This window comes from Pseudomonas amygdali (genome assembly GCF_002699855.1).
In the GTDB taxonomy this organism is placed as follows: Bacteria; Pseudomonadota; Gammaproteobacteria; order Pseudomonadales; family Pseudomonadaceae; genus Aquipseudomonas; species Aquipseudomonas amygdali.
Window position 1 is genome coordinate 18,361 of the sequence record NZ_LKBW01000057.1, and the last position, 21,988, is coordinate 40,348.

Annotated in this window: 19 protein-coding genes, 1 pseudogene and 1 riboswitch; of the genes and pseudogenes, 14 read left to right on the forward strand and 6 right to left on the reverse strand. The window is 60.2% G+C overall.

Annotation, left to right across the window (positions count from 1 at the left end):
• Positions 1-4: 4 nt before the first annotated feature.
• Both AO277_RS06190 and pmrG read right to left on the reverse strand, forming a co-directional pair.
• Positions 5-874, reverse strand: coding sequence for a phosphatase PAP2 family protein (locus AO277_RS06190; RefSeq protein WP_005731974.1), 870 nt, complete (start codon positions 872-874; stop codon positions 5-7).
• On the reverse strand, positions 874-1,569 hold the full coding sequence (pmrG, locus tag AO277_RS06195) for a lipopolysaccharide core heptose(II)-phosphate phosphatase PmrG (protein WP_044317923.1): 696 nt from the start codon (positions 1,567-1,569) through the stop codon (positions 874-876). Before pmrG ends, AO277_RS06190 begins: the two co-directional genes overlap by 1 nt.
• A 519-nt stretch (positions 1,570-2,088) precedes the next feature.
• Here pmrG and AO277_RS06200 point away from each other — a divergent pair.
• The 7 genes from AO277_RS06200 (at position 2,089) to AO277_RS06230 (ending at position 9,457) form a co-directional block, all read left to right on the forward strand.
• Positions 2,089-3,243 (forward strand): mandelate racemase family protein, encoded by a 1,155-nt coding sequence (locus tag AO277_RS06200; protein ID WP_044317924.1) that lies wholly within the window; start codon positions 2,089-2,091, stop codon positions 3,241-3,243.
• A gap of 86 nt (positions 3,244-3,329) precedes the next feature.
• Positions 3,330-4,952 (forward strand): ABC transporter substrate-binding protein, encoded by a 1,623-nt coding sequence (locus tag AO277_RS06205; RefSeq protein WP_044317925.1) that lies wholly within the window; start codon positions 3,330-3,332, stop codon positions 4,950-4,952.
• A gap of 40 nt (positions 4,953-4,992) precedes the next feature.
• Complete coding sequence (locus AO277_RS06210) at positions 4,993-6,030, forward strand: ABC transporter permease (RefSeq protein ID WP_044317926.1); 1,038 nt, start codon at positions 4,993-4,995, stop codon at positions 6,028-6,030.
• The gene (locus AO277_RS06215) at positions 6,030-6,935 is read left to right on the forward strand and encodes an ABC transporter permease (protein WP_044317927.1); all 906 of its coding nucleotides are present in this window, start codon (positions 6,030-6,032) and stop codon (positions 6,933-6,935) included. The genes AO277_RS06210 and AO277_RS06215 overlap by 1 nt, the downstream gene beginning before the upstream one ends.
• A 49-nt stretch (positions 6,936-6,984) precedes the next feature.
• A complete protein-coding gene (locus AO277_RS06220; protein WP_044317949.1) occupies positions 6,985-7,824 on the forward strand; it encodes an ABC transporter ATP-binding protein in 840 nt (279 codons plus the stop codon).
• Positions 7,825-7,834: 10 nt separating this feature from the next.
• Complete coding sequence (locus tag AO277_RS06225) at positions 7,835-8,599, forward strand: ABC transporter ATP-binding protein (RefSeq protein ID WP_044317928.1); 765 nt, start codon at positions 7,835-7,837, stop codon at positions 8,597-8,599.
• 135 nt (positions 8,600-8,734) lie between these two features.
• Positions 8,735-9,457 (forward strand): oligogalacturonate-specific porin KdgM family protein, encoded by a 723-nt coding sequence (locus AO277_RS06230; RefSeq protein ID WP_044317929.1) that lies wholly within the window; start codon positions 8,735-8,737, stop codon positions 9,455-9,457.
• Between the two features lie 392 nt (positions 9,458-9,849).
• On the opposite strand, the gene AO277_RS06240 is transcribed toward AO277_RS06230, so the two are convergent.
• Positions 9,850-10,584, reverse strand: a complete 735-nt coding sequence (locus AO277_RS06240) for a FadR/GntR family transcriptional regulator (protein ID WP_005755744.1) — start codon at positions 10,582-10,584, stop codon at positions 9,850-9,852.
• A gap of 108 nt (positions 10,585-10,692) precedes the next feature.
• Here AO277_RS06240 and AO277_RS06245 point away from each other — a divergent pair, with 108 nt between their 5' ends.
• The 5 genes from AO277_RS06245 to AO277_RS06265 all read left to right on the forward strand — a co-directional run bounded on the left by AO277_RS06245 (position 10,693) and on the right by AO277_RS06265 (position 16,691).
• Complete coding sequence (locus AO277_RS06245) at positions 10,693-11,409, forward strand: FadR/GntR family transcriptional regulator (protein ID WP_005731963.1); 717 nt, start codon at positions 10,693-10,695, stop codon at positions 11,407-11,409.
• A gap of 18 nt (positions 11,410-11,427) precedes the next feature.
• A riboswitch (cobalamin riboswitch) is annotated at positions 11,428-11,627 on the forward strand.
• Positions 11,628-11,757: 130 nt separating this feature from the next.
• Complete coding sequence (locus tag AO277_RS06250) at positions 11,758-12,771, forward strand: ABC transporter substrate-binding protein (protein ID WP_044317930.1); 1,014 nt, start codon at positions 11,758-11,760, stop codon at positions 12,769-12,771.
• Positions 12,768-13,790 carry a FecCD family ABC transporter permease gene (locus tag AO277_RS06255; protein ID WP_010216912.1) on the forward strand — a complete coding sequence of 341 codons (1,023 nt, stop codon included), beginning with the start codon at positions 12,768-12,770 and terminating at the stop codon, positions 13,788-13,790. Before AO277_RS06250 ends, AO277_RS06255 begins: the two co-directional genes overlap by 4 nt.
• Complete coding sequence (locus AO277_RS06260; RefSeq protein ID WP_002553911.1) at positions 13,787-14,578, forward strand: ABC transporter ATP-binding protein; 792 nt, start codon at positions 13,787-13,789, stop codon at positions 14,576-14,578. The genes AO277_RS06255 and AO277_RS06260 overlap by 4 nt, the downstream gene beginning before the upstream one ends.
• A gap of 106 nt (positions 14,579-14,684) precedes the next feature.
• Complete coding sequence (locus tag AO277_RS06265; protein WP_044317931.1) at positions 14,685-16,691, forward strand: peptidase U32 family protein; 2,007 nt, start codon at positions 14,685-14,687, stop codon at positions 16,689-16,691.
• Between the two features lie 58 nt (positions 16,692-16,749).
• Here the strand turns inward: AO277_RS06265 and AO277_RS06270 are convergent, their stop codons facing one another.
• Positions 16,750-17,244: a GNAT family N-acetyltransferase gene (locus AO277_RS06270; RefSeq protein WP_044317932.1), complete on the reverse strand. Its 495-nt coding sequence runs from the start codon at positions 17,242-17,244 to the stop codon at positions 16,750-16,752.
• Between the two features lie 231 nt (positions 17,245-17,475).
• Positions 17,476-17,706 (reverse strand): hypothetical protein, encoded by a 231-nt coding sequence (locus tag AO277_RS27945; RefSeq protein ID WP_141234608.1) that lies wholly within the window; start codon positions 17,704-17,706, stop codon positions 17,476-17,478.
• A gap of 139 nt (positions 17,707-17,845) precedes the next feature.
• On the opposite strand from AO277_RS27945, the pseudogene nirB reads away from it, so the two are divergent.
• Positions 17,846-20,405: pseudogene (gene nirB / locus AO277_RS06275) on the forward strand (nitrite reductase large subunit NirB).
• Positions 20,405-20,791, forward strand: coding sequence for a nitrite reductase small subunit NirD (gene nirD, locus AO277_RS06280; protein WP_002553915.1), 387 nt, complete (start codon positions 20,405-20,407; stop codon positions 20,789-20,791). Before nirB ends, nirD begins: the two are co-directional and overlap by 1 nt.
• Before the next feature lie 68 nt (positions 20,792-20,859).
• Here nirD and AO277_RS06285 read toward each other — a convergent pair whose 3' ends face one another.
• Positions 20,860-21,858 (reverse strand): alpha/beta fold hydrolase, encoded by a 999-nt coding sequence (locus AO277_RS06285; protein ID WP_044317933.1) that lies wholly within the window; start codon positions 21,856-21,858, stop codon positions 20,860-20,862.
• Positions 21,859-21,988 lie beyond the last annotated feature (130 nt).

Below are 21,988 nucleotides of genomic sequence, written 5' to 3' on the forward strand. Positions count from 1 at the left end.
TTTTCTACCCGGCCGAGCGGGACCCTGTTGCCATTGAATCGGCAGGTTGAGTAAAAAATTCATCACGCCGACCGGAAACCGCAGCGTTACGAATTGGCTGTTGCAACCTGGATCGTCCATAAAAGCACAGTGCGACCAGCAGCGTGCTCAGCCACACCACGATACCCGCCCAGAACGTGTGCGACATAAAGTGCCAGCCTTGCAGCACCCGCGTAGTGCCGTAGATCATGCCAAGTACGAGAATGCCCGCCAGCAGGATGTTGGAATGATGCCAGCAGTAGCGCCGAGCCACAAAGTACAAGGCCAGCAGACTGAATGCGCTTGACGCATGACCGCCCGGCCAGCAACGCCCGGCACCGGCTTCATGCAGAAAATTGAAGTTTCGGAACCACTCGATGTGCGCCTCGCTGCCACCGTACAAGGTGGTTTCAACGGGACAGTACACACTAGTGTGGCTTTTCAGGTAATGGATCATGCCGGTGCTTAGCGCAAAGGCAACGATCACGAAAAAGAAGTCCAGCCGATGCCTGCGCGTAAAGCGCAGAAGCGCCTCTGTCCGGGAACCCGACAGGCGCCTCATGAAGCGCGAACCGGCCTTTTTTTCCAGTAAAGGCCAGACGAACGACAGCATCGCACCGATGATCGCCAACTCTCCGGTCCAGTCCGGGATGATTCGCGCCCACTTGTGCGTGATGGTCTCGAACAGGTGCATCTGCCCGATGGGAAATACTCCGGCTGCCGAATCAAAAAACAGGTCACTCAACTGTCGGTCAATACTGGTCAGGTCGAATGTCACGAAGACCAGTAGAGCGAAAAACACGGGCACACCCAGATTGACGGCGTAAAACCGCAGCCTGGGGCTGGAAGATGTCATCAATTGAATTGCTCGCTGTTGAGGTTTGCCCATTGCCCGGAGGTCAGGGAGCCGAGAATTTTAGGACGGTGGGTACCATCCATCTGCACGAAAAATGCCTGAGCGTATTCACTTGAACGCTCGCCACCGATCACGCCGACCTTGCGTTCGAACTGGTCGATACAGCCACTGTGCGTCACCAGCACCAGATTTTCGCCACTGACCTTGTGGTCTTCCACGACCTTCATGAAACCGCCGTCACAGTCGTTGATCCAGTCCTGAGCGGCCACGGAATGGCCTGCCAGAAGTTGTGCAGTCTGCTGAGTGCGGGTCTTGGGGCTGGCGATCATGCGCACATGGTCCATGCCCATTTTCTGCAGACCGGCGCCCACGGCCAGTGCCGCATCCCGCCCGTTGGAGGTAATGCCGTCAGCATCACCCATGCAAGGGTTGGTCGAGCGGTCGCAGCGTTCGGCGTGCCGAACCATCACCACCACATCACCTTGCCGCCAATGCTCGCGAAGACCGGAAACCTTCAGGTTGCTGCCAACGCCCAGATCCACTACATGCACGCTTGAGAACGCCGTATAAAACCAGGCGCAGATCGCCAGTAATACGACAGTCACCGTTATCGAGACGATGTGCTGATGCACTTTGTGGCGCTGCTGAATGCCCGAATCGGCAAGCACATTCTTGTTTATTGTCGTGTCAGCCAAGTGACCACTCCTGCCATGAACCTATGTGTGGTGTTGACTCGGGAGGTGCCCGATGTCTTCACCGCTCCCGTGCAGGCAAGATAGGTTCAGCATCGTGCTGACGCAGTGAAGAGGATGTGAAAAACATGTTGTGGCCCAGCGCCATGTTTTTTACGAAAGCCCTGAAAACGGGGCCTTGCGGCTTTTCTGACTTGAACATGAAGATAATTTAAGCGTTTTGCGGAAAATTCAGCGCGCCGCCCTGCCCTGCACGGGGCGTTCCTGGCGCGACGGCAGGTTGCGTGCAGCACTTAATGCTATTCAGAGGCCAAAGGTATAACGACTTAAACGCTGCCATCCCGCTCAAACACCCCGCGCCACTCCCCGCGATTCGCTCATAACCGCCTATAACGCCCATCAATACAGGAAATAGTCGTCATACGACTATTGACATCGCCCTACAAGACTGCAAATAATCACCCCGATGTTGTATGACGACATACTAATAACCTGATAACAACAATATCCATGAAGGTCCTCATGAAAATCACCTCGGTCAGTGTCGACGTTTTTTCCTTCCCTTCACGCCGCGCTGTAGACAGCGCAGGTCATGCCCATCCAGGCGAAGAAAAACCGGTCAGAATGGCCATGCTGCGTATCGCCTGCGACGAGGGCAGCGAAGGATTTTCCTTTGGCCCGCCCGAACTGATCCGCCCGCACATCATCGAGTCATTCGTGAAAAAGGTGCTGATCGGCCAGAACCCGATGAATCGTGAAAAAATCTGGCAGGAACTGGCCCACTGGCAACGCGGCAGCGCCAGCCAGTTCACCGACCGTGCGCTGGCACTGGTAGAGCAGGCGCTGTGGGACCTTGCCGGACGCGCCTTGAAACTGCCCGTGCACAAACTGTTGGGCGGCTATCGCGACAAGGTACTGGCCTACGGCTCGACCATGTGCGGTGACGACTTGCCCGGCGGCCTGTCCACTCCGGACGAATACGGCCAGTTTGCCGAAAAGCTGGTAAAGCGCGGTTACAAAGGCATCAAACTGCACACCTGGATGCCGCCGATCTCGTTCGCGCCTGACCCGCGTATGGATGTACAAGCCTGCGCTGCGGTTCGTGAAGCGGTCGGCCCGGACGTTGCCCTGATGCTCGACGGGTATCACTGGTATAGCCGCACCGACGCGCTATACATCGGGCGTGAACTGCAAAAGCTCGACTTTTCCTGGTTCGAAGAGCCGATGATGGAAGACTCTGCCGAATCCTACGCTTGGCTGGCGGCCAACCTGGACATTCCGGTGCTTGGCCCGGAAAGCATTGCCGGCAAGTACCACAGCCGCGCCAGCTGGGTGACCAACAAGGCCTGCGACATCCTCCGCGCTGGCGTGGCTGGCGTCGGCGGCATCGGGCCGTGCCTGAAAGTCGCGCATCTGGCCGAGTCGTTCGGCATGGACTGCGAAGTGCATGGCAACGGCGCTGCCAACCTCGCCGTGGTCGGCGCGATCAGCAACTGCCGCTGGTATGAACGCGGCCTGCTGCACCCGTTTCTTGAATACGACGATGTACCGGCCTACCTCAACACGTTGGTCGACCCAATGGACAGCGACGGTTTCGTGCACCTTTCCGGGCAACCGGGACTGGGCGAATACATCAACTTCAGCTATATCGAGACACACACCGAACAGCGTTACTGACTGGCAGCATCGCGAAGGGCACGCCGAGCGCCCTTCGCTCGACATCCCGACACAGCGTCTTATAAATATAAAAAAGGACTGCCCCCATGAAGCTCTGGCTCAAGCGCCTGCCCTGGCTGCTATGCCTCGCCCTGACGGCGACACTCGTGCACACCCCGCCCGCTCTGGCGCGCGGTGAAACACCGGTCGATCAACTGGTGGTCGGCATGAGCATGATCAACCTGCTGTCCCTGGACCCGGCAGGTGCCACCGGCCTTGAGGTGTCCGAGGTCAACGCCAATGTCTATGACATGCTGCTGGAACAGGACGCTGCCCGCCCCGACCAGCTGATTCCGGCACTGGCCGAGCGCTGGGAAATCAGCCCCGACCGCATGCGCCTTACCTTCCACCTACGCCCGGGCGTGACATTTCACTCCGGCAACCCGCTTACTGCCCAGGACGTTGCCTGGTCGCTGCAACGTGTGGTCACACTCAACAAGGCCCTGGCTTCCACCTGGAAAGCCTACGGTTACACCGCTGACAACGTCAGCAAACTGATGCGCGCCGAAGGACCATCGACCTTCGTGCTTGACCTGCCCAAAGCCACCGACCCCATGCTGGTGCTCAACACGCTGGCAACCTCGCCCAGCGCCTTCGTCATTGATCGGCTGACCGCGTTGCAACATGCCAAGGGTGATGATCTAGGCGCCGCCTGGCTGACCACCAACACAGCGGGCTCCGGCGCATTCAAGCTGGACATCTGGCGTGCCAACGACGTGATTCTGATGAGCCGCTTCGAGCAATACTGGCGCGGCCCGGCCAGACTGCGCCGGGTGATCATGCGCAACATGACCGAATCCCAGGCGCTGCGCCTGATGGTGGAGCGCGGAGACCTGGACGTGGCGCGCGGTATGGCGGCCACCGATATAAAGGCACTGACCCGCTCGAAAGACGTCAATGTGCAGACCATCCCGCGCGGCACTCTGTACTACATCGCACTGAGCATGGAGCAGCCACTGTTTCAGGATATCCGGGTGCGCCAGGCGATTCGTGCGCTGATCGACTATCAAGGCATCAACTCCGTGGTCATGCCGCATTACGGGCTGATCAACCAGCGCCCGCTGCAACTGGGGCTGGCGGCCAGACTGGATGATCCGGGCTATGCACTCAACGTCGCCGAGGCCAAGCGCCTGCTCGCCGAAGCCGGGCACCCGAATGGCTTCAAGATCACCATTCGTTCGCTGACCGATTCGCCCTTCATCAACATCGCCACCAGCCTGCAATCGACCCTCGCCCAGGCAGGTATTCAGGCGTCGATCATTACCGGCACCGGCAATCAGATCTACGGCGCAATGCGCGACCGGCGCTTCGACATTCTGGTCGGGCGTGGCGGTGGCGGTGCCGAGCGCCATCCGCACTCCAGCCTGCGAGCGCTCATTTACAACCCGGACAACCGCGAAGAAGCCAGGTTGAGCAACTTTCAGGGCTGGCGTACCTCGTTCTACAACGCCGAGATCAACCAGTTGATCGAGCAGGCCGAACGCGAGCGTGACGCCAGCAAGCAACTGGCCGACTACCAACGCATCCAGACCCTGTATGACCAGAAAGCCGGGCCGATCATGCCGATTTCGCAGATGACCGATGAAGTGGTCATTCACGCTGACGTCCGGGATTACCTGGGTCACAGCGCCGCGACCACGCGCCTGCGTGACGTCTACAAGCAACGCTGAACCCATGCGTTCAATCGCTCAAGCCAAGGCAGGAATAACCATGTCGAGTGCATCGATTTCAATTTGGAGCAGTCGGGTTGCCCACGGCACCCGTCGCAGCGGATCAGTGGCGGCGCCCCTGTTCGGCCTGTTGTTGCTCACTTTCTTCATTGGCCGGGTCATGCCGCTGGACCCGGTACTGGCCATCGTTGGCCCTGACGCAGATGCGACCGCCTACGCTCAGGCGTATCAGGAACTGGGCCTGGACAAGCCGCTGACCACCCAGTTCGTCATGTACCTCAGTGACCTGCTGCACGGTGATCTGGGCAAAGCCCTGCTGACCGGCCACCCGGTGATAGACGACATCGCGCGGGTCTTCCCGGCCACGCTGGAGCTGGCCACCCTGGCAATCCTGTTCGGCGTGCTGCTGGGCTTGCCATTGGGGGTGTATGCCGCCACCCATCAGGGCCGCAGCGGCGACCATATTGCCCGGGTCATTACCCTGTTTGGCTATTCCACACCGATCTTCTGGCTGGGCATGATGGCTTTTCTGGTGTTCTACGCCTGGCTGGGCTGGGCCGGAGGGGTTGGACGCATCGGTCTGGCCTATGACGGCCTGATCGAAACCCGCACCGGCCTGTTGCTGATCGATACCGCGCTGTCCGGCGACTGGGAGGCCTCTCGCAGCGCACTGCGCCACATCCTCCTGCCTGCGGTAATCCTCAGTTTCAATTCGGTGGCGTATATCAGCCGCATGACCCGCAGCTTCATGCTCGAACAGCTCTCGCAGGAATACATCATCACCGCCCGGGTCAAGGGCCTGTCGCAGCGACGCATCGTCTGGGGCCATGCGTTCCGCAACATCCGCGTGCAACTGCTGACCATCGTCGCCCTTGCCTACGGCGGCCTGCTGGAGGGCGCGGTGCTCATAGAAACCGTGTTCGCCTGGCCCGGTTTTGGCCAGTACCTGACCAGCAGCCTGCTGCTGGGCGACATGAATGCCGTGATGGCCTGCGTCCTGCTGATCGGGTTGATCTTCGTGATCCTCAATCAGATCAGTGACGCCCTTTATAAAGTCTTCGACCCGAGAACCCGCTGATGACGACTTCCATTGCAAGCAGCGCCACGCCCATGGTTCAGGCGCCAACCTCCAGCCTCGCAGCATTGGCCGCCAGCAGTGCGCGCCTGATGCGTTTTCTGTTGCGCAACCCGATGACGCTGGCGGGGCTGATCGTCATAGGCACGCTGATGATCGTCGCGCTGTTCGCGCCATGGATCGCAGCTCATGACCCGCTGGCTCAGGACCTGTCGGCCGCGCTGCGCATGCCCGGTGCACAGAACTGGTTCGGCACCGATGAATACGGCCGCGACGTGTTCAGCCGATTGGTCTACGGCTCGCGCATCACGCTGTACATCGTGATGCTGGTGACGGTGATCGTCGGCCCGATCGGCCTGCTGATCGGCACTGTGTCCGGTTATTTCGGCGGCTGGGTCGACAGCCTGTTCATGCGCATCACCGACATCTTCATCTCGTTCCCCAGCCTGGTGCTGGCACTGGCCTTCATCGCCGCCCTGGGCCCTGGCCTGGAACACGCAGTCATCGCCATCGCCCTGACGGCCTGGCCACCGATCGCCCGCCTGGCGCGGGCCGAAACCCTGTCGCTGCGCAACGCCGACTTCGTTGTCGCGGTGAAGCTACAAGGTGCCTCGGCAGTGCGCGTGATCGGCCGTCACATCATTCCGATGTGCCTGTCTTCGGTGATCATCCGCCTGACCATGAACATGGCCAGCATCATTCTCACCGCTGCTGCACTGGGCTTTCTCGGCCTCGGCGCACAGGCGCCGTTGCCGGAATGGGGTGCGATGATCTCCAGCGGCCGTCGTTACATGCTGGAAAGCTGGTGGCTGGTGGCCGCACCCGGCGCCACCATCATGCTGGTCAGTCTGGCGTTCAACCTGTTGGGCGACGGATTACGCGATGTACTTGACCCACGCAGCGAATGACACGCATCGAACAATAATAAAAGGGGCTAACACCATGTCACACACAGCCATGCCACAGATAAAGCTTGCAGTAGAAGATTTACGCGTCGAGTTCAGTCATGCGGGCAAGGTAACGGCAGCCGTTCGCGACGTGTCATTCAGCCTTGGCCGGGAAAAGCTGGCGATTGTTGGCGAATCGGGATCGGGCAAATCCACGGTCGGTCGCAGCCTGCTGCGTCTGCATCCGGCAACGGCCAGGGTCACGGCGAAAACCCTGCGTTTCGGCGATATCGATTTACTTGAATGCAGCGAAAAACAGATGCAAAGCATTCGCGGGCGGCGCATGTCGATGATCATGCAGGACCCGAAATACTCGCTGAACCCGGTGATCAAGGTAGGCGAACAGATCGCTGAGGCCTATCTGGCGCATCACAGGGTTTCGAAAAAGGAAGCCCGCGAACGCACGCTGGACATGCTGGCCAAGGTGCACATCCGCGAACCGGCGCGAGTCTACGAACTGTATCCCCATGAAGTTTCGGGCGGTATGGGCCAGCGGATCATGATCGCGATGATGGTGATCACCGACCCGCAAGTGATCATCGCCGACGAGCCGACTTCTGCACTGGATGTGTCGGTGCGCCGTCAGGTGCTCAACGTGCTGGAAGAGCTGGTCAGCGAGCGCGATCTGGGCCTGATCTTTATCAGCCACGACCTGAATATGGTCCGTCACTTCTGCGACCGGGTGCTGGTGATGTACGCCGGTCGGGTCGTGGAATCGCTGAACGCCAGCGAGCTGGATCAGGCGCGTCATCCCTACACGCAAGGCCTGTTGGCCGCCCTGCCCAGCCTGGATCATCCGCGTGTCAGCCTGCCGGTTCTGCAACGCGATCCCCTTTGGCTCACTCACTGAGAATGCTCCCATGGCAATGATCACAGTCGATTCACTGAACCTGAGCTTCGGCACTGGCCCAGCGCTGAATCAGGTGCTGCGTGACGTCAACCTGCAGGTCGAGCAAGGCCAGTCGTTCGGCCTGGTCGGCGAATCCGGCTCGGGCAAGACCACCGTGCTGCGCTGCCTGGCAGGACAATATCATCACTGGAGCGGCGCACTGAGCGTGGCCGGCCAGACCGTGCAGCGCAAGCTCGATGCCAGTCACTACCGCACCGTGCAGATGGTCTTTCAGGACCCCTATGCCTCGCTGCATCCGCGCCATACCATTGACGCAGCGCTCAAGGAGCCCTTGAGCATCCACCGGATCGGTGAACGTGACCGTCGCGTCTGTGAAGTGCTGAACAAGGTCGGTCTCAACGAGAGCTTTCGCTTCCGTTACCCGCATCAGCTGTCCGGCGGCCAGCGCCAGCGCGTCGCTATTGCAAGGGCGCTGATTCTCGAACCGCGCGTACTACTGCTCGACGAACCCACCTCGGCACTGGACGTTTCGGTGCAGGCCGAAATTCTCAACCTGCTGGCCGACTTGCGTCATCAGCAAGGCCTGACCTACCTCATGGTGACCCACGACCTCGGCGTAGTGGCGCACTTGTGTGACCAGGTTGCGGTCATGCAGCAAGGCCAGGTGCTGGAAACCCTCGATAGCAGCCAGTTGATCAACAACCAGGCTCGGCACGAGTATTCGCGACTGCTGATTCAGGCCAGCCGCGACATGGACCTGCGCCCGACGGGATGACCCGCCGCCGGGCTCACGAGCGCTGAACCCGTAAACCTGCCGACACTGTGATCCCCGGCCCTCTCGGCCAAGGGATCCGGCTGCCTGCGATTTACCTGAACACACCCAAAACAGCCATCAAACAAGAATAAAAAAATGAAAAAAACACTCGCACTGATCTCTCTGACTGCTCTGTTCCCCGGCGCCTGGGCGCATGCCGACAGCGCGTACATCAACTACCGTCACCAATATGCAGAAAGCACGCGCATGCATGCCGACCGGGTCAAATTCGGCAGCCGGCTGGACAGCGGCTGGGGCTTCGAAGGTGAACTCAAATACAAGACCGCAGGCGACCGCCAGGACGTAGCGTTCGACAACACCGTCGGCAACGGCCACGAATTGACGGTCAGCTATCAATACCGGCTTGACGAAAAATGGCTGCTGACGCCTTCGTTTGCACTGGAAAGCATCGAGAAATCGACGGCCTATAAAATGGGCCTCAAGCTGGGCTACAAAGTAAACGATCAGTTGAGCGTGTCAGGCCGCTATCGCTACGACTCGATCAAGCTGGACAGGGACAAGGTCAACCACGAAATGCCTGACAACCAGATGGACGATCAGTCGATCAATCGTTACGACGTCTGGGTCAACTACGCCAGCAAAGGCCCGTGGGCGTACGAGTATCAGTTCACCTACTTCGATGCCGACTACATTCGCTATGACAACGGCAAGACCGACTACGAACAGAATGCGGCCTTCAAATACAAATGGGACAAGCACTGGGTGCAGTTCTTTGAAGTCGGCGACATCAAGGTCGATTCCGAAGATGACAAGCGCCAGCTGAGATTGCGCGTAGGCGTGCAGTACAACTTCCTGTAGCGCATCCCACTGGAGCACACCATCGTGCGACGCTCCGCGTCGCATGCATTGTCTGGCTTCTGATTATCGTGCCGACGCTCCGCGTCGCATGCCGTTCTGGACGCTCTGCGTCCTCTTTCGAGCATGCGGTGCGGCGCAGATTTGTGACGCGGAGCGTCACCCAAGGCATTCCTACGCTGGAGCGTAAGGAACGAGAGGTGTCTGGCAGAAACTCCGCAGATTATCGTGCCGACGCTCCGCGTCGACATGCAGCTCTGGACGCTCTGCGTCCTCTTTCGAGCATGCGGTGCGGCGCAGATTTGTGCCGCGGAGCGTCACTCAAGGCATCACCACACTGGAGCATGAGGAACGATAGGTGTCTGGCAGAAACTCCGCGTCCGGTCCTGAATCGCTCAGTCGCTGTACAGCGCCTGAGTGCGGCGCAGGCGCATGCGGCTGCCGTTGAGGTGCAGGTACATCGCCGAGCGCGCTGCGTCGACGTTGCCTTCGGCGATCGCGTTGTAGATTTGCCGGTGTTCGGTGTTGATTCCGGCCAGGTAGGCGTTGCGATCGCTCTGCCCTGTGTAGGCCGAGTTCATCCGCGTGCGGGGAATAAGCTTGGTGCCCAGATGTTTCATGATGTCGATCAGGTAGGCATTGCCTGACGCCTTGGCGATCTTGAGGTGAAATTGAAAATCGGCATTGATGGTGGTTCCGGATTTCTGCGGACCTTCGAGCAGCGCATCAAACGCCCGCTTGAGCTCAAGCAACGCTTCAGGGCTGCGTCGTTGCGCAGCCAGCCCTGCTGCCTCGACTTCCAGGCTCAAGCGAAACTCCAGCAGGTTCAGCACATCGGACAAGGTGGCGATGGTCGCAGGCCCTACCGAAAAACCTTCAGGCGGTGGCATATCGAGAACAAAGGTACCGACGCCATGCCGGGTTTCCACCAGCCCCGCGGCCTGCATCCGCGACAGCGCATCGCGCACCACCGTCCGGCTGACACCCTCGGCTTCCATGATGTGGATCTCGGAAGGCAGTTTCTCGCCGCGCACCAGCACACCGTCACGCATGCGCTGGGCGAAGCGGTCGACCAGGGTTTCTGCCAGGCGTCGATGGTTCTTTTGCGAGGAAAGCGCGTTGTCCGACATTGCAGCCTCAGTTCTGTCCGATACGCGAGTATAGGCTGCGATCCCCACACAAAACACGCCTTGAGTACGGTTATACTCAGCCACCCGACACGGACCCGATCACCCGCCATGGAACAACCTTCCACATCAAAAGGCCGTCGCTCCAGCCTGACTCAGCAACTGGTCGCCGAGTTTTCGCGCAGAATTCGCGAAGGCGAGATCCAGAGCGGTGAAAAGCTTCCTACCGAACAGGTGATCATCCGTGAAACCGGGGTCAGCCGCACTGTGGTTCGTGAAGCGATGTCGCGTCTGCAAGCCGAAGGTCTGGTCGAAACCCGGCATGGCATCGGCACCTTCGTGGTCGATGCAGCGCAGCCAGGGAATTTCCAGCAGGTTGAACCGCCAATCGGTACACCCGGCGACGCGGTATCCATCATCGAGCTGCGCCTGAGCATCGAGCCGGAATCTGCCGCGCTCGCGGCTCAACGCCGCACGCCCGAGCAACTGGATGCCATCCGTCAGGCACTCGATGAGCTGCATCGCTGTGCGCGCCTGGGGCACGACACCATGAAAGCCGATTTCGAGTTTCACCGGCAGATATCACTGTGCACAGCCAATAGCTTCTTTACCGATGTGATGAGCCAGCTCGGCAGTAGCATCCTGCCCCGCACCCGCAGCGGCTTCGGCAATATCACGTCGTTGCACGCAGAGGACGACCCAGGCATCCAGCAACGCGAACAGGAGACCATCTTCGACGCCATTGTCCATCAGGATCGGGATGCCGCCCGAGCCGCGATGCGTCTGCATCTGATCAACAGTCTGCTGCGCCTGCGCGCAAAGGATTAGCCACTAAAACGCTTATCGTTTACCATGCCGCCCGTCGGTTTCCGAGAGGAACTAACAGGGAATTCGCACGCTTTGTCTGCACAAGGCCAAAACGAAACTGCCCCCGCAACTGTAGGCATCGAGCCTGCTCCATGACTGCCACTGGATTCAGCTCCGGGAAGGCCGGAGCCTGGCGATGACATGCCAGTCAGGAGACCTGCCGACCTGCTTCAATCCACTAACCGGCGGGGTGTCCGGGAAGGACATCCGCACGCGGCGGCATTTCCCGTCGTGCCCGGTCATTTGCCGGGGATGTGTTTCCTGATGTGCATTGCGCCTTGGCACCTGCTCCAACGGAGACCGCATTTCATGTCGCTGCCCCGCCTTGCCGTATTTGCCGCCAGCCTGACGCTGTCCACCCTGACCCTCGCCGCGCCTACTCAGTATCCGCTGACCCTCGAAAACTGTGGTTCGACCCTGACGTTCGCGCATGCGCCGACCAAGGCAGTGACCATTGGCCAGGCCGGCACTGAAATGCTCTACGAACTAGGCCTGGGCGACCGGCTGGTGGGCACTTCGCTATGGTTCAACAACGTTTTGCCACGCTTCAAGGCGCAGAACGACAAGGTAGAACGTCTGGCCGACAACGACCCAAGCTTTGAAGCGGTGATTGGCAAACGTCCGGAACTGGTGGCGGTGCAGCTGGAGTGGATGGTCGGCAAACAGGGCGTGGTCGGCACACGCGAGCAGTTCCATGACCTGAAAATACCCACTTACATTCTGCCGTCCGATTGCGAAGGCAAAGACAATCTGGTCGGTGCCGACGGCACACGCCTGGAGCCGTTCCGCATCGAGACCATCTACAAGAGCATCGAGCAACTGGCGCAGATTTTCGATGTACAGGACCGCGGTGACACGCTGGTCGCCGACCTCAAAGCCCGCCTGAGCGCCGCGATTGCCAACGTCAAACAGAACAAGGCGAACGACGTCTCGGCGCTGTTCTGGTTTTCCAGTTCCGACCTCGCCAGCGACCCGTTCGTGGCAGGCCGCAAAGGCATCCCGGACTTCATGCTCAACAGCCTGGGCATGCGTAATATCGTCAAGTCCGACGAGGAATGGCCGACAGTGGGCTGGGAGACCATTGCCAAGGCCAATCCAAGCATTCTGGTGATTGCACGCATGGATCGCCGCCGCTTCCCGGCCGACGACTACCTGAAAAAGATCGAATTCCTCAAGAGCGACCCGGTGACGCGCAACATGGACGCAGTCAAGCATGACCGGATCGTGATCATCGACGCCGAAGGCATGCAGGCTGGCCTGCGCCTGTTTACCGGGTTCGAGGAACTGGCTGACGCCGCCAACCGTTTCAACGCTGCACAATGAGATTACAGGCAGCACTGGGCCATGTGCTCTGGGTCTCGGCAGTTCTGGTGCTGGCAATCATGGTCGGTGCAGCGATTGGCGAAACCTCGATCAGCCTGAAGGTGGTTTTTCAGGTGCTGGCCAACAAACTCTGGGCTGCCGGTTATGTGCTCGACCCTATCGACGAAGGCATCGTCTGGAACTACCGGCTGACCCGCGCCATTGTCGCGGCAGCCTGCGGGGCCGGGCTGGCGATCTGTGGCGTGGTGTTGCAATCCTTGTTGCGCAACCCGCTGGCAGACCCCTATTTGCTGGGAATTTCCGCCGGGGCCTCGACCGGCGCGGTGCTGGTCGCCATTCTGGGCTTTGGTGCGGGTGCCATTTCGATGTCGGCAGGCGCTTTTGCCGGGGCCGTGGCGGCGTTTTCGCTGGTCGCCCTGCTGGCGCACTCGTCGCGAGGCACCACAGCAGCCGGGCAGATCATTCTGGCCGGAATCGCCGGTTCACAGCTGTTCAATGCCCTGACGTCGTTTCTGATCACCAAATCCGCCAGCTCCGAACAGGCACGCGGCATCATGTTCTGGCTGCTGGGCAACCTCAGCGGCGTACGCTGGCACTCGGTCTGGCTGGCAGTGCCGACGGTGCTGGTCGGTCTGCTGGTGTGCCTCTGGCACCGGCGAGCGCTGGACGCGTTCACTTTCGGCAGCGACTCGGCGGCGTCACTGGGGATTGCCGTGCGGCGCGTGCAGATCATCCTGATCGCGACCGCAGCCCTGGTCACCGCAGTGATGGTATCGATCGTCGGCTCCATCGGTTTTGTCGGGCTGGTGATCCCGCACGCGGTGCGTATGCTGATCGGTGTGCGCCACGCACGGCTGGTGCCGTTGAGTGCATTGAGCGGCGCGCTGTTTCTGATCGCTGCCGACATCCTCTCGCGCACGCTGATCAAGGGCCAGGCGCTGCCGATTGGCGTCATTACCGCACTGATCGGCGCACCGGTCTTCGCTTTGATTCTTATCCGGGGAAATAGCACGCGATGAACGCCTTTCCTCATCTGGTCAACGCACCGGTGCTGGGCTGCTCCGGGCTGGGTTATTCGGTTCGTGGCACTGCGTTGCTGCGCGACGTCGACTTGAGCATCGCAGCCGGCGAGACACTGGCCGTGGTCGGCCCTAACGGTTCGGGAAAATCCACCCTGCTGAAACTATTGGCCGGTATTCAGAAACCGGTCTGCGGCACGGTCAGACTGGGCGGGCAACCACTTGAGGCAATGAGCCGCAGAGACGTGGCGCGCTTGCTGGCGGTGGTCGAACAACAAGCGGAAACCAGCGATGCCGTGACGGTTCTGGATGCCGTCGAGCTAGGCCGCACGCCCTGGCTGTCGGCACTCGAGCCGTGGAGTGCGAACGATGACGCAATCGTTCGCCAGGCGTTGCAGAATGTGGACATGCTGCATATGCAGAAACGTGCCTGGCACACCTTGTCCGGTGGCGAGCGGCAGCGCGTGCACATCGCCAGGGCGCTGGCGCAACGACCCAGGATCCTTCTGCTGGACGAACCGACCAATCACCTGGATATCCAGCACCAACTGACCATTCTCGGTCTGGTCAGGGCTTTGCCGGTAACCACTGTGATAGCCCTGCACGATCTGAATCAGGCGCTGGATTGCGACCGCGTGGCGGTCATGGAGAAAGGCCGGCTGGTCGCACTGGGGGCGCCGGTCGAGGTGCTGACCCCGGAACGCCTGCTGAGCACCTTCGGCGTCGTGGCGCACTGGCTGACCGACCCTTTCGACGGTGCGAAAATCCTGCGTTTGCGCTCACACTGAAGACTCGCCGATGGTCAGCCGGTCGCCTGACGCATGCTTCAACAGGTGCGCCGCGCGGCCTGTAGCACTACAATGCGCGCTTTGCCCGCCGCAGGATCCCGTTGCCATGTCGTTACCCAAGCACCACCTGGAATTGCTCAGCCCTGCGCGGGATGTAACCATCGCCCGTGAAGCCATCCTGCATGGTGCCGATGCGGTGTACATCGGCGGGCCGAGCTTTGGTGCGCGACACAACGCCTGCAACGAGGTCAGCGACATTGCCGAGCTGGTCAAATTCGCTCATCGCTATCACGCGCGGATCTTCACCACGATCAACACCATCCTGCATGACGACGAACTGGAACCAGCCCGCAAGCTGATTCACCAGCTCTACGACGCAGGCGTGGACGCATTGATCGTGCAGGACCTCGGGGTGATGGAGCTGGACATTCCGCCCATCGAGCTGCATGCCAGCACCCAGACCGACATCCGCACCCTGGGCCGGGCGAAGTTTCTCGATCAGGCCGGTTTCTCGCAGTTGGTGCTGGCCCGGGAACTGAATCTGCAGGAAATCCGCGCAATCGCCGATGAAACCGATGCGGCCATCGAATTCTTCATCCACGGCGCCCTGTGCGTGGCGTTCTCCGGGCAGTGCAATATTTCCCACGCGCAAAACGGTCGCAGCGCCAACCGTGGCGACTGCTCGCAGGCCTGCCGCCTGCCGTACACCCTCAAGGATGATCAGGGTCGCGTTGTGGCCTTCGAAAAGCACCTGTTGTCGATGAAAGACAACAATCAGAGCGCCAACCTGCGTGCTTTGGTGGACGCCGGCGTGCGCTCGTTCAAGATCGAAGGGCGCTACAAGGATGCGGGCTACGTGAAAAACATCACGGCCTATTATCGCCAGCGTCTGGACGAGATTCTCGAAGACCGCACGGACCTCGCACCCGCTTCCAGCGGCCGTACCGCGCACTTTTTCGTGCCGGACCCGGAAAAGACCTTTCATCGCGGCAGCACCGATTATTTCGTCAGCGACCGCAAGATCGACATCGGTGCTTTCGATACGCCGACGTTTACCGGTCTGGCAGTCGGCACCGTCGAAAAACTCGGCAAGCGTGACCTGATCGCTGTGACCCATGAGCCGCTGTCCAACGGTGACGGTCTTAACGTGCAGATCAAGCGTGAAGTGGTGGGCTTCCGTGCCAATATCGCCGAGCTCAAAGGCGAGTTCGAAGAAGACGGCCAGAAGCGCTGGCGCTACCGTGTAGAACCCAACGAGATGCCTGCGGCCCTTTCCCGTGTGCGCCCCAACCATCCGTTGAATCGCAACCTGGACCACAACTGGCAGCAGGCGCTGCTCAAGACCTCGGCCGAGCGCCGCATCGGCATTCAGTGGCAGGTTACCCTTCGTGAAGACCACCTGCGCCTGGAAGCCATCAGTGAAGAAGGTGTGAGCGTCGCGGTAAACCTTGACGGCCCGTTCGGCGCAGCCAACAAGCCCGAGCAGGCGCTGGATCAACTGCGTGACCTGCTCACTCAGCTGGGCACCACGATCTACCATGCTCAGAATGTCAGGCTCGACGCGCCACAGGCGTTCTTCGTGCCCAACTCGCAGCTCAAGACCCTGCGTCGCGATGCCATCGAGGCGCTGACCGAAGCGCGCATCGAGGCGCATCCACGCGGTGGCCGCAAGGCGGAGACGACCCCGCCACCGGTGTACCCGGAGTCGCATCTGTCTTTTCTGGCCAACGTCTACAACCAGAAGGCTCGCGACTTCTATCATCGCCACGGCGTACAGCTGATCGACGCGGCCTACGAGGCCCACGAAGAGACCGGCGAAGTGCCCGTGATGATCACCAAGCATTGCCTGCGCTTCTCGTTCAACCTGTGCCCGAAACAGGCCAAAGGTGTGACGGGCGTGCGCACCAAGGTCGCGCCGATGCAACTGGTGCACGGTGATGAAGTGTTGACCCTCAAGTTCGATTGCAAGCCTTGCGAAATGCACGTGATCGGCAAGATGAAAGGTCACATTCTCGACTTGCCGCTCCCCGGCAGCGCGGCGGCCAAATCGGTGGTCGGCCATATCACACCGGAAGACCTGCTCAAGACTGCGCGTCAGCGTTCTCCGCACTGATCGGTACAAAGGGGGTTGGCGCCCTGCCAGCCCCCTTTCGTCTTCTGACAAAGCTCTCTTAAAGAACGCGCTCCATATGGGTCGTGTTCCACACCGGATCACTCTCCACATCGGTCACGGCAAAGCCCTGTTTCTCCCAGAAACGGATCGCACCGGGCAGAAACGGATGGGTATGCAGGTACAAAACCTCTATGCCACCTGCCTCGGCATGCGCCCAGAGCGCCTGACATAAACGGCTGGCCAGCCCGTCGCCGCGAAACTCCGGCGCGACGAACAGGCGCACGATCTCAACGGTTCTGCGCCCGCGATAATCGAGCTGCGGGAAACGATGATCAAACGGCAGGTAGCCCACAGCCGCGATGATCTGCCCTTCACTGCGGGCGATCAGAAACTTGCCGTCCTCCCCGTCCAGATACACCTGCTCGAAACCGGCCAGATCGGGCGGAACGGTGACAGTGTCGAGCAAGGGAAAGATTCCGGCACGCGCACGCATGACGAAATCGACGGTGTGCGGGATCTCGGAGGGGTGTACCTCAGTAATAGTGATGTTCATGAGCACGGACTTATTGGGGGAATTGCAGGGTGATACAAATGTTACGCCAGAGATGGGCCTTTGGACGCACGGCTTGACTATAGAGCAGGCGGCGCGGCGCAGAATTGTGACGCGGAGCGTCACGACAGGCATTCCCACGCGGAGCGTGAGGAACGATATGTGCCTGGAGCGACTGGGGCGCCCGGAGGTAAAAACGCCGATTATCGTGAGCGGGCAATGCGGCGCACAGCTTTACAGCGCAAACCCTTCGATGCGCACCAATGCAAGGCAGGAAAAATCATGCGCCGGACGCCGTTGTAAACGCTGCGCAGCCTTGCGGGCATTGCCAATTCGGGCCTGGAGCACTGCCGACGCAAGCTGGCACAGCCCCTGCATAATCTTGAACAACCCCACCATGAATGTGGTCGGGCCGCCCCGGTTGATCGACGTTGATCGCCAGTCTCGAAGAGACCAGAGGGCCACATGGGTGCATCCGGCAACGTGGCTTGATGGCATCCCCGAACACCCAATAAGAGAACAGGCAAAGGCGCCTGGAACCGAAAGGTTCCGGGCGCTTTTTTTTTGCTTCAAAAAACCTGATTGGCCTCGGCCGGGACTTGCTATGAACACCACAGTCTTCCCCATGAACGATGTAAAAACCCTGATCGTCGTCGGTAATGGCATGGTCGGGCACCATTGCGTCGAGCAGTTGATCGCAGGCGGCGCACTGGAGCGTTATCGCATCCATGTATTTGGCGAAGAAGCACAGCGTGCCTACGACCGCGTGCATTTGTCCGAATACTTTACCGGCCGCGATGCCGAGTCGCTGGCCATGAGTGAAATGTCTGTCTACGAACAACCTGGCCTGACGCTGCACCTGGGCGTACCGGTGCTGGAGATTGATCGTGATCGTCATGAAATCATCACCGCCGAAGGCTGCTTCAGCTACGACAAGCTGATCCTGGCCACAGGCTCCTTCCCGTTCGTACCGCCGATCGAGGGCGCACAGGGCAACTCGCGGCTGGTCTATCGCACGCTTGAGGACCTGGACACCATTCGCTACGCCGCCTCGAAAGCTCGCCGTGGCGTGGTAGTCGGCGGTGGTCTGCTCGGGCTTGAAGCGGCCAATGCACTGAAATCGCTTGGCCTGGAAGCCCATGTTGTCGAGTTCGCCCCGCGCTTGATGCCGGTGCAACTGGACGAGCACGGCGGGGCCGCCTTGAAAGCGCGTATTGAAGCGCTGGGCGTCGGCGTACACCTGTCGCGCGCCACACAATCGATCAGCGACGGCAAGCAATACCGCTATCGCATGAACTTCGCCAACGACGAATTTCTGGAAACCGATCTGATCGTGTTCTCTGCCGGTATCCGCCCGCAGGACGCTCTGGCTCGCCAGTGTGAACTGGAACTCGGCCCGCGTGGCGGTATTGCAATCGACGAGCACTGTCGCACCAGTGACGCCGATATCTATGCAATCGGCGAGTGCGCGGCCTGGAACGGCAGCGTATTCGGCCTGGTAGCACCCGGTTATCAGATGGCCCGTGGCGTAGCTGCACAGTTGTGCGAAAAGGACACTGAGCCGTTCTTCGGTGCCGACATGTCCACCAAGCTCAAGCTGCTGGGCGTGGATGTCGGCTCCATTGGTGACGCGCACGGTGCGCTGGCCGGGGCTGTCAGTTATCGTTTCATTGACGAAGCCACCGCCAGCTACCGTCGCTTGGTGGTGTCGGCCGATGGCAAACAGGTACTCGGCGCTGTGCTGGTCGGCGACAACAGTTACTACGACACCCTGCTGCAATATGCGCAGAACGGCATCCCGCTGCCCGCCGATCCGTCGAGCCTGATTCTGCCGCGTGGCGAAGGCGCGCCGACGCTGGGTGCCGATGCCCTGCCCGCCACCGCGACCATCTGTTCCTGCCATAACGTCAGCAAGGGCTCTATCTGTTCGGCAATCGACAATGGCTGCACCGACCTCGCCGGGATCAAGGCCTGCACCAAAGCGGCCACCGGCTGTGGCGGCTGCACCGCGCTGCTCAAGCAGGTTCGAGCATGAGTTGATGGCGCGCGGTGTGGCGGTCGACAAAAGCCTCTGCGAGCACTTCGCCTACACCCGCCAGGAGTTGTACTCGATGGTCCGCGTCGAAGGTATCGAGACCTTTGACGAGCTGCTGACTCGCCATGGCAAAGGCGCGCATGGCTGCGACATCTGCAAGCCTGCGGTCGGCTCGATTCTCGCTTCGTGCTGGAACCGCCCCATCACCGAACCTTCGCTGGTGCCACTGCAGGACACCAACGACACCTTCATGGCCAACATGCAGAAAAACGGCACCTACTCGGTCGTACCGCGTATTCCGGGCGGCGAAATCACCCCCGACGGGCTGATCGCGATTGGTGCCGTGGCCAAGAAGTACGACTTGTACACCAAGATCACCGGCGGCCAGCGCATCGACCTGTTCGGCGCGCAACTGCATGAACTGCCGGACATCTGGAGTGAGTTGATTGAGGCGGGTTTCGAGACCGGGCATGCCTACGGCAAATCGACCCGGACGGTTAAGTCCTGCGTCGGCAGTACCTGGTGCCGCTATGGCGTGCAGGACAGCGTCGCCATGGCACTGCGCATCGAGGACCGTTACAAGGGGCTGCGCTCACCCCACAAACTCAAGTTCGCCGTATCCGGCTGCACCCGCGAGTGCGCCGAAGCGCAGAGCAAGGATGTGGGTGTAATTGCCACCGAGAACGGCTGGAACCTGTACCTGTGCGGCAACGGCGGCATGCGTCCGCGCCACGCCGAGCTGTTCGCCACCGACCTGGATGACGAAACCCTGATTCGCTACATCGACCGTTTCCTGATGCTCTACATCCGCACTGCCGACAAGCTGCAACGCACCTCGGTCTGGCGTGAATCGCTGGAAGGCGGCCTCGACTATCTCAAGGCGGTGATTGTCGATGACAGCCTGGGGCTGGCCGCAGAGCTGGAGTCGCAGATGCAACTGGTGGTCGACCGCTATGAATGCGAATGGGCCAATGCCCTCAAGGACCCGGAGAAGCTCAAGCGCTTCCGCACCTTCGTCAACGACGGACGTGGCGACCCGGACGTGCATTTCGTCAAGGAGCGCGCCCAGCGTCGTCCGGCAAAACCCGAAGAGCTGGCCCTTATCCCGCTGTTCAAGGAGGTGGTGTAATGAATTCGTCCAACACCGTATTGGCGGGCGAAAACGCCCATTCTGCACTGCAACTGCACTGGCATGCCCTGTGCGGACGCAAGGATCTGGTCGCCAACTCCGGCGTGGTAGCGTGGCTGGACGGCGCGCAGGTAGCGCTGTTCTACCTGCCTGAAACCCCTGAGGGCGAACAGCTTTTTGCCATCGACAACCGCGACCCCAAGTCCGGTGCCAATGTGATCGGTCGCGGACTGATTGGCCATATCGCTGGCGAGCTGGTGATTGCCTCGCCGTTGTACAAGCAGCATTTTCGTCTGCACGACGGTAGTTGCATCGAGTACCCGGAACAACGTCTGGAGGTCTGGCCGGTACGGCTTAACGGAGATCAGGTAGAGATTGCCGTCTAGCTGATAACAATAGGGCCAGACAACCTGATCGCTGGCCGACCAGGCTGTTGCGTGGGATGAATGACCGACTATTGCAGCTCGGACAACAGCGCTTTGTTGAAGCCCTGCGGATCTTCCATCTGCGGGGCATGCCCCTTGCCCTTGAACTCCACCAGTCTGGCACCAGGGATCATCTGCGCCACCTGCTTGCCCAATACCTTGTAATTGCCGATCTTGGCCTTGACCTCGGGCGGTGCGATATCGCTGCCGATGGCAGTGGTATCGGCATCGCCGATCATCAACACGGTCGGCACCTGCAGCCTGGGAAACTCGTAGAACACTGGTTGGGTAAAAATCATGTCGTAGATCAGCGCCGAGTTCCAGGCAACGATCTTATGGCCCGGCCCCTTGTTCAGGCCCGCCAGCATGTCGACCCACTTGTCGTATTCAGGCTTCCAGCGCCCGTCGTAGTAGGTCTTCTGCTCGTAGGCGCGAATGCCTTCGGCGGTGGTTTTCAGTACGCGCTCATACCACTGATCGACGCTGCGGTAAGGCACGCCAAGGGCCTTCCAGTCTTCCAGACCGATCGGGTTGACCATCACCAGTTTCTCGGTCTGTTTCGGGTACATCAGCGCGTAACGCGTGGCCAGCATGCCGCCGGTGGAATGGCCGACGACCGACGCCTTGTCGATACCCAGTTTTTCCAGCAGCGCGTGGGTGTTCATCGACAACTGCTGGAAGCTGTATTGATAGTGCGCAGGTTTGGTCGAGGTGCAAAAACCGATCTGGTCAGGCGCAACAACGCGATAGCCCGCAGCACTCAGCCCCTCGATAGTGTCTTCCCAGGTCGCGGCGCAGAAATTCTTGCCATGCATCAGCACCGCGGTGCGGCCATTGGCCTTGCCGGTGGGTGCGACATCCATGTAACCCATTTCCAGCGTCTGGCCCTGAGACTGAAAACTGAATTTGTGCAGCGCGTGGGGGTAAGTGAAACCTTCCAGTTGCTGGCCATAACCGGGCGTTTCAGCCAGTGCTGCGCCTGACAGCGTCAACGACATCAACATGCCGGCAATCTTTGCAGCCCGCATAAGGGGCACCTCCTGTAGCCTGTGGATAGGGGTCGAAATCTGCAGCCGCTTCCACGTTAAACCGCAGACCAGCAAGTAGACCTTGTTTCCCACTACAGATTCGCCCCTTTCCTACCTGCAGAACCGTAAG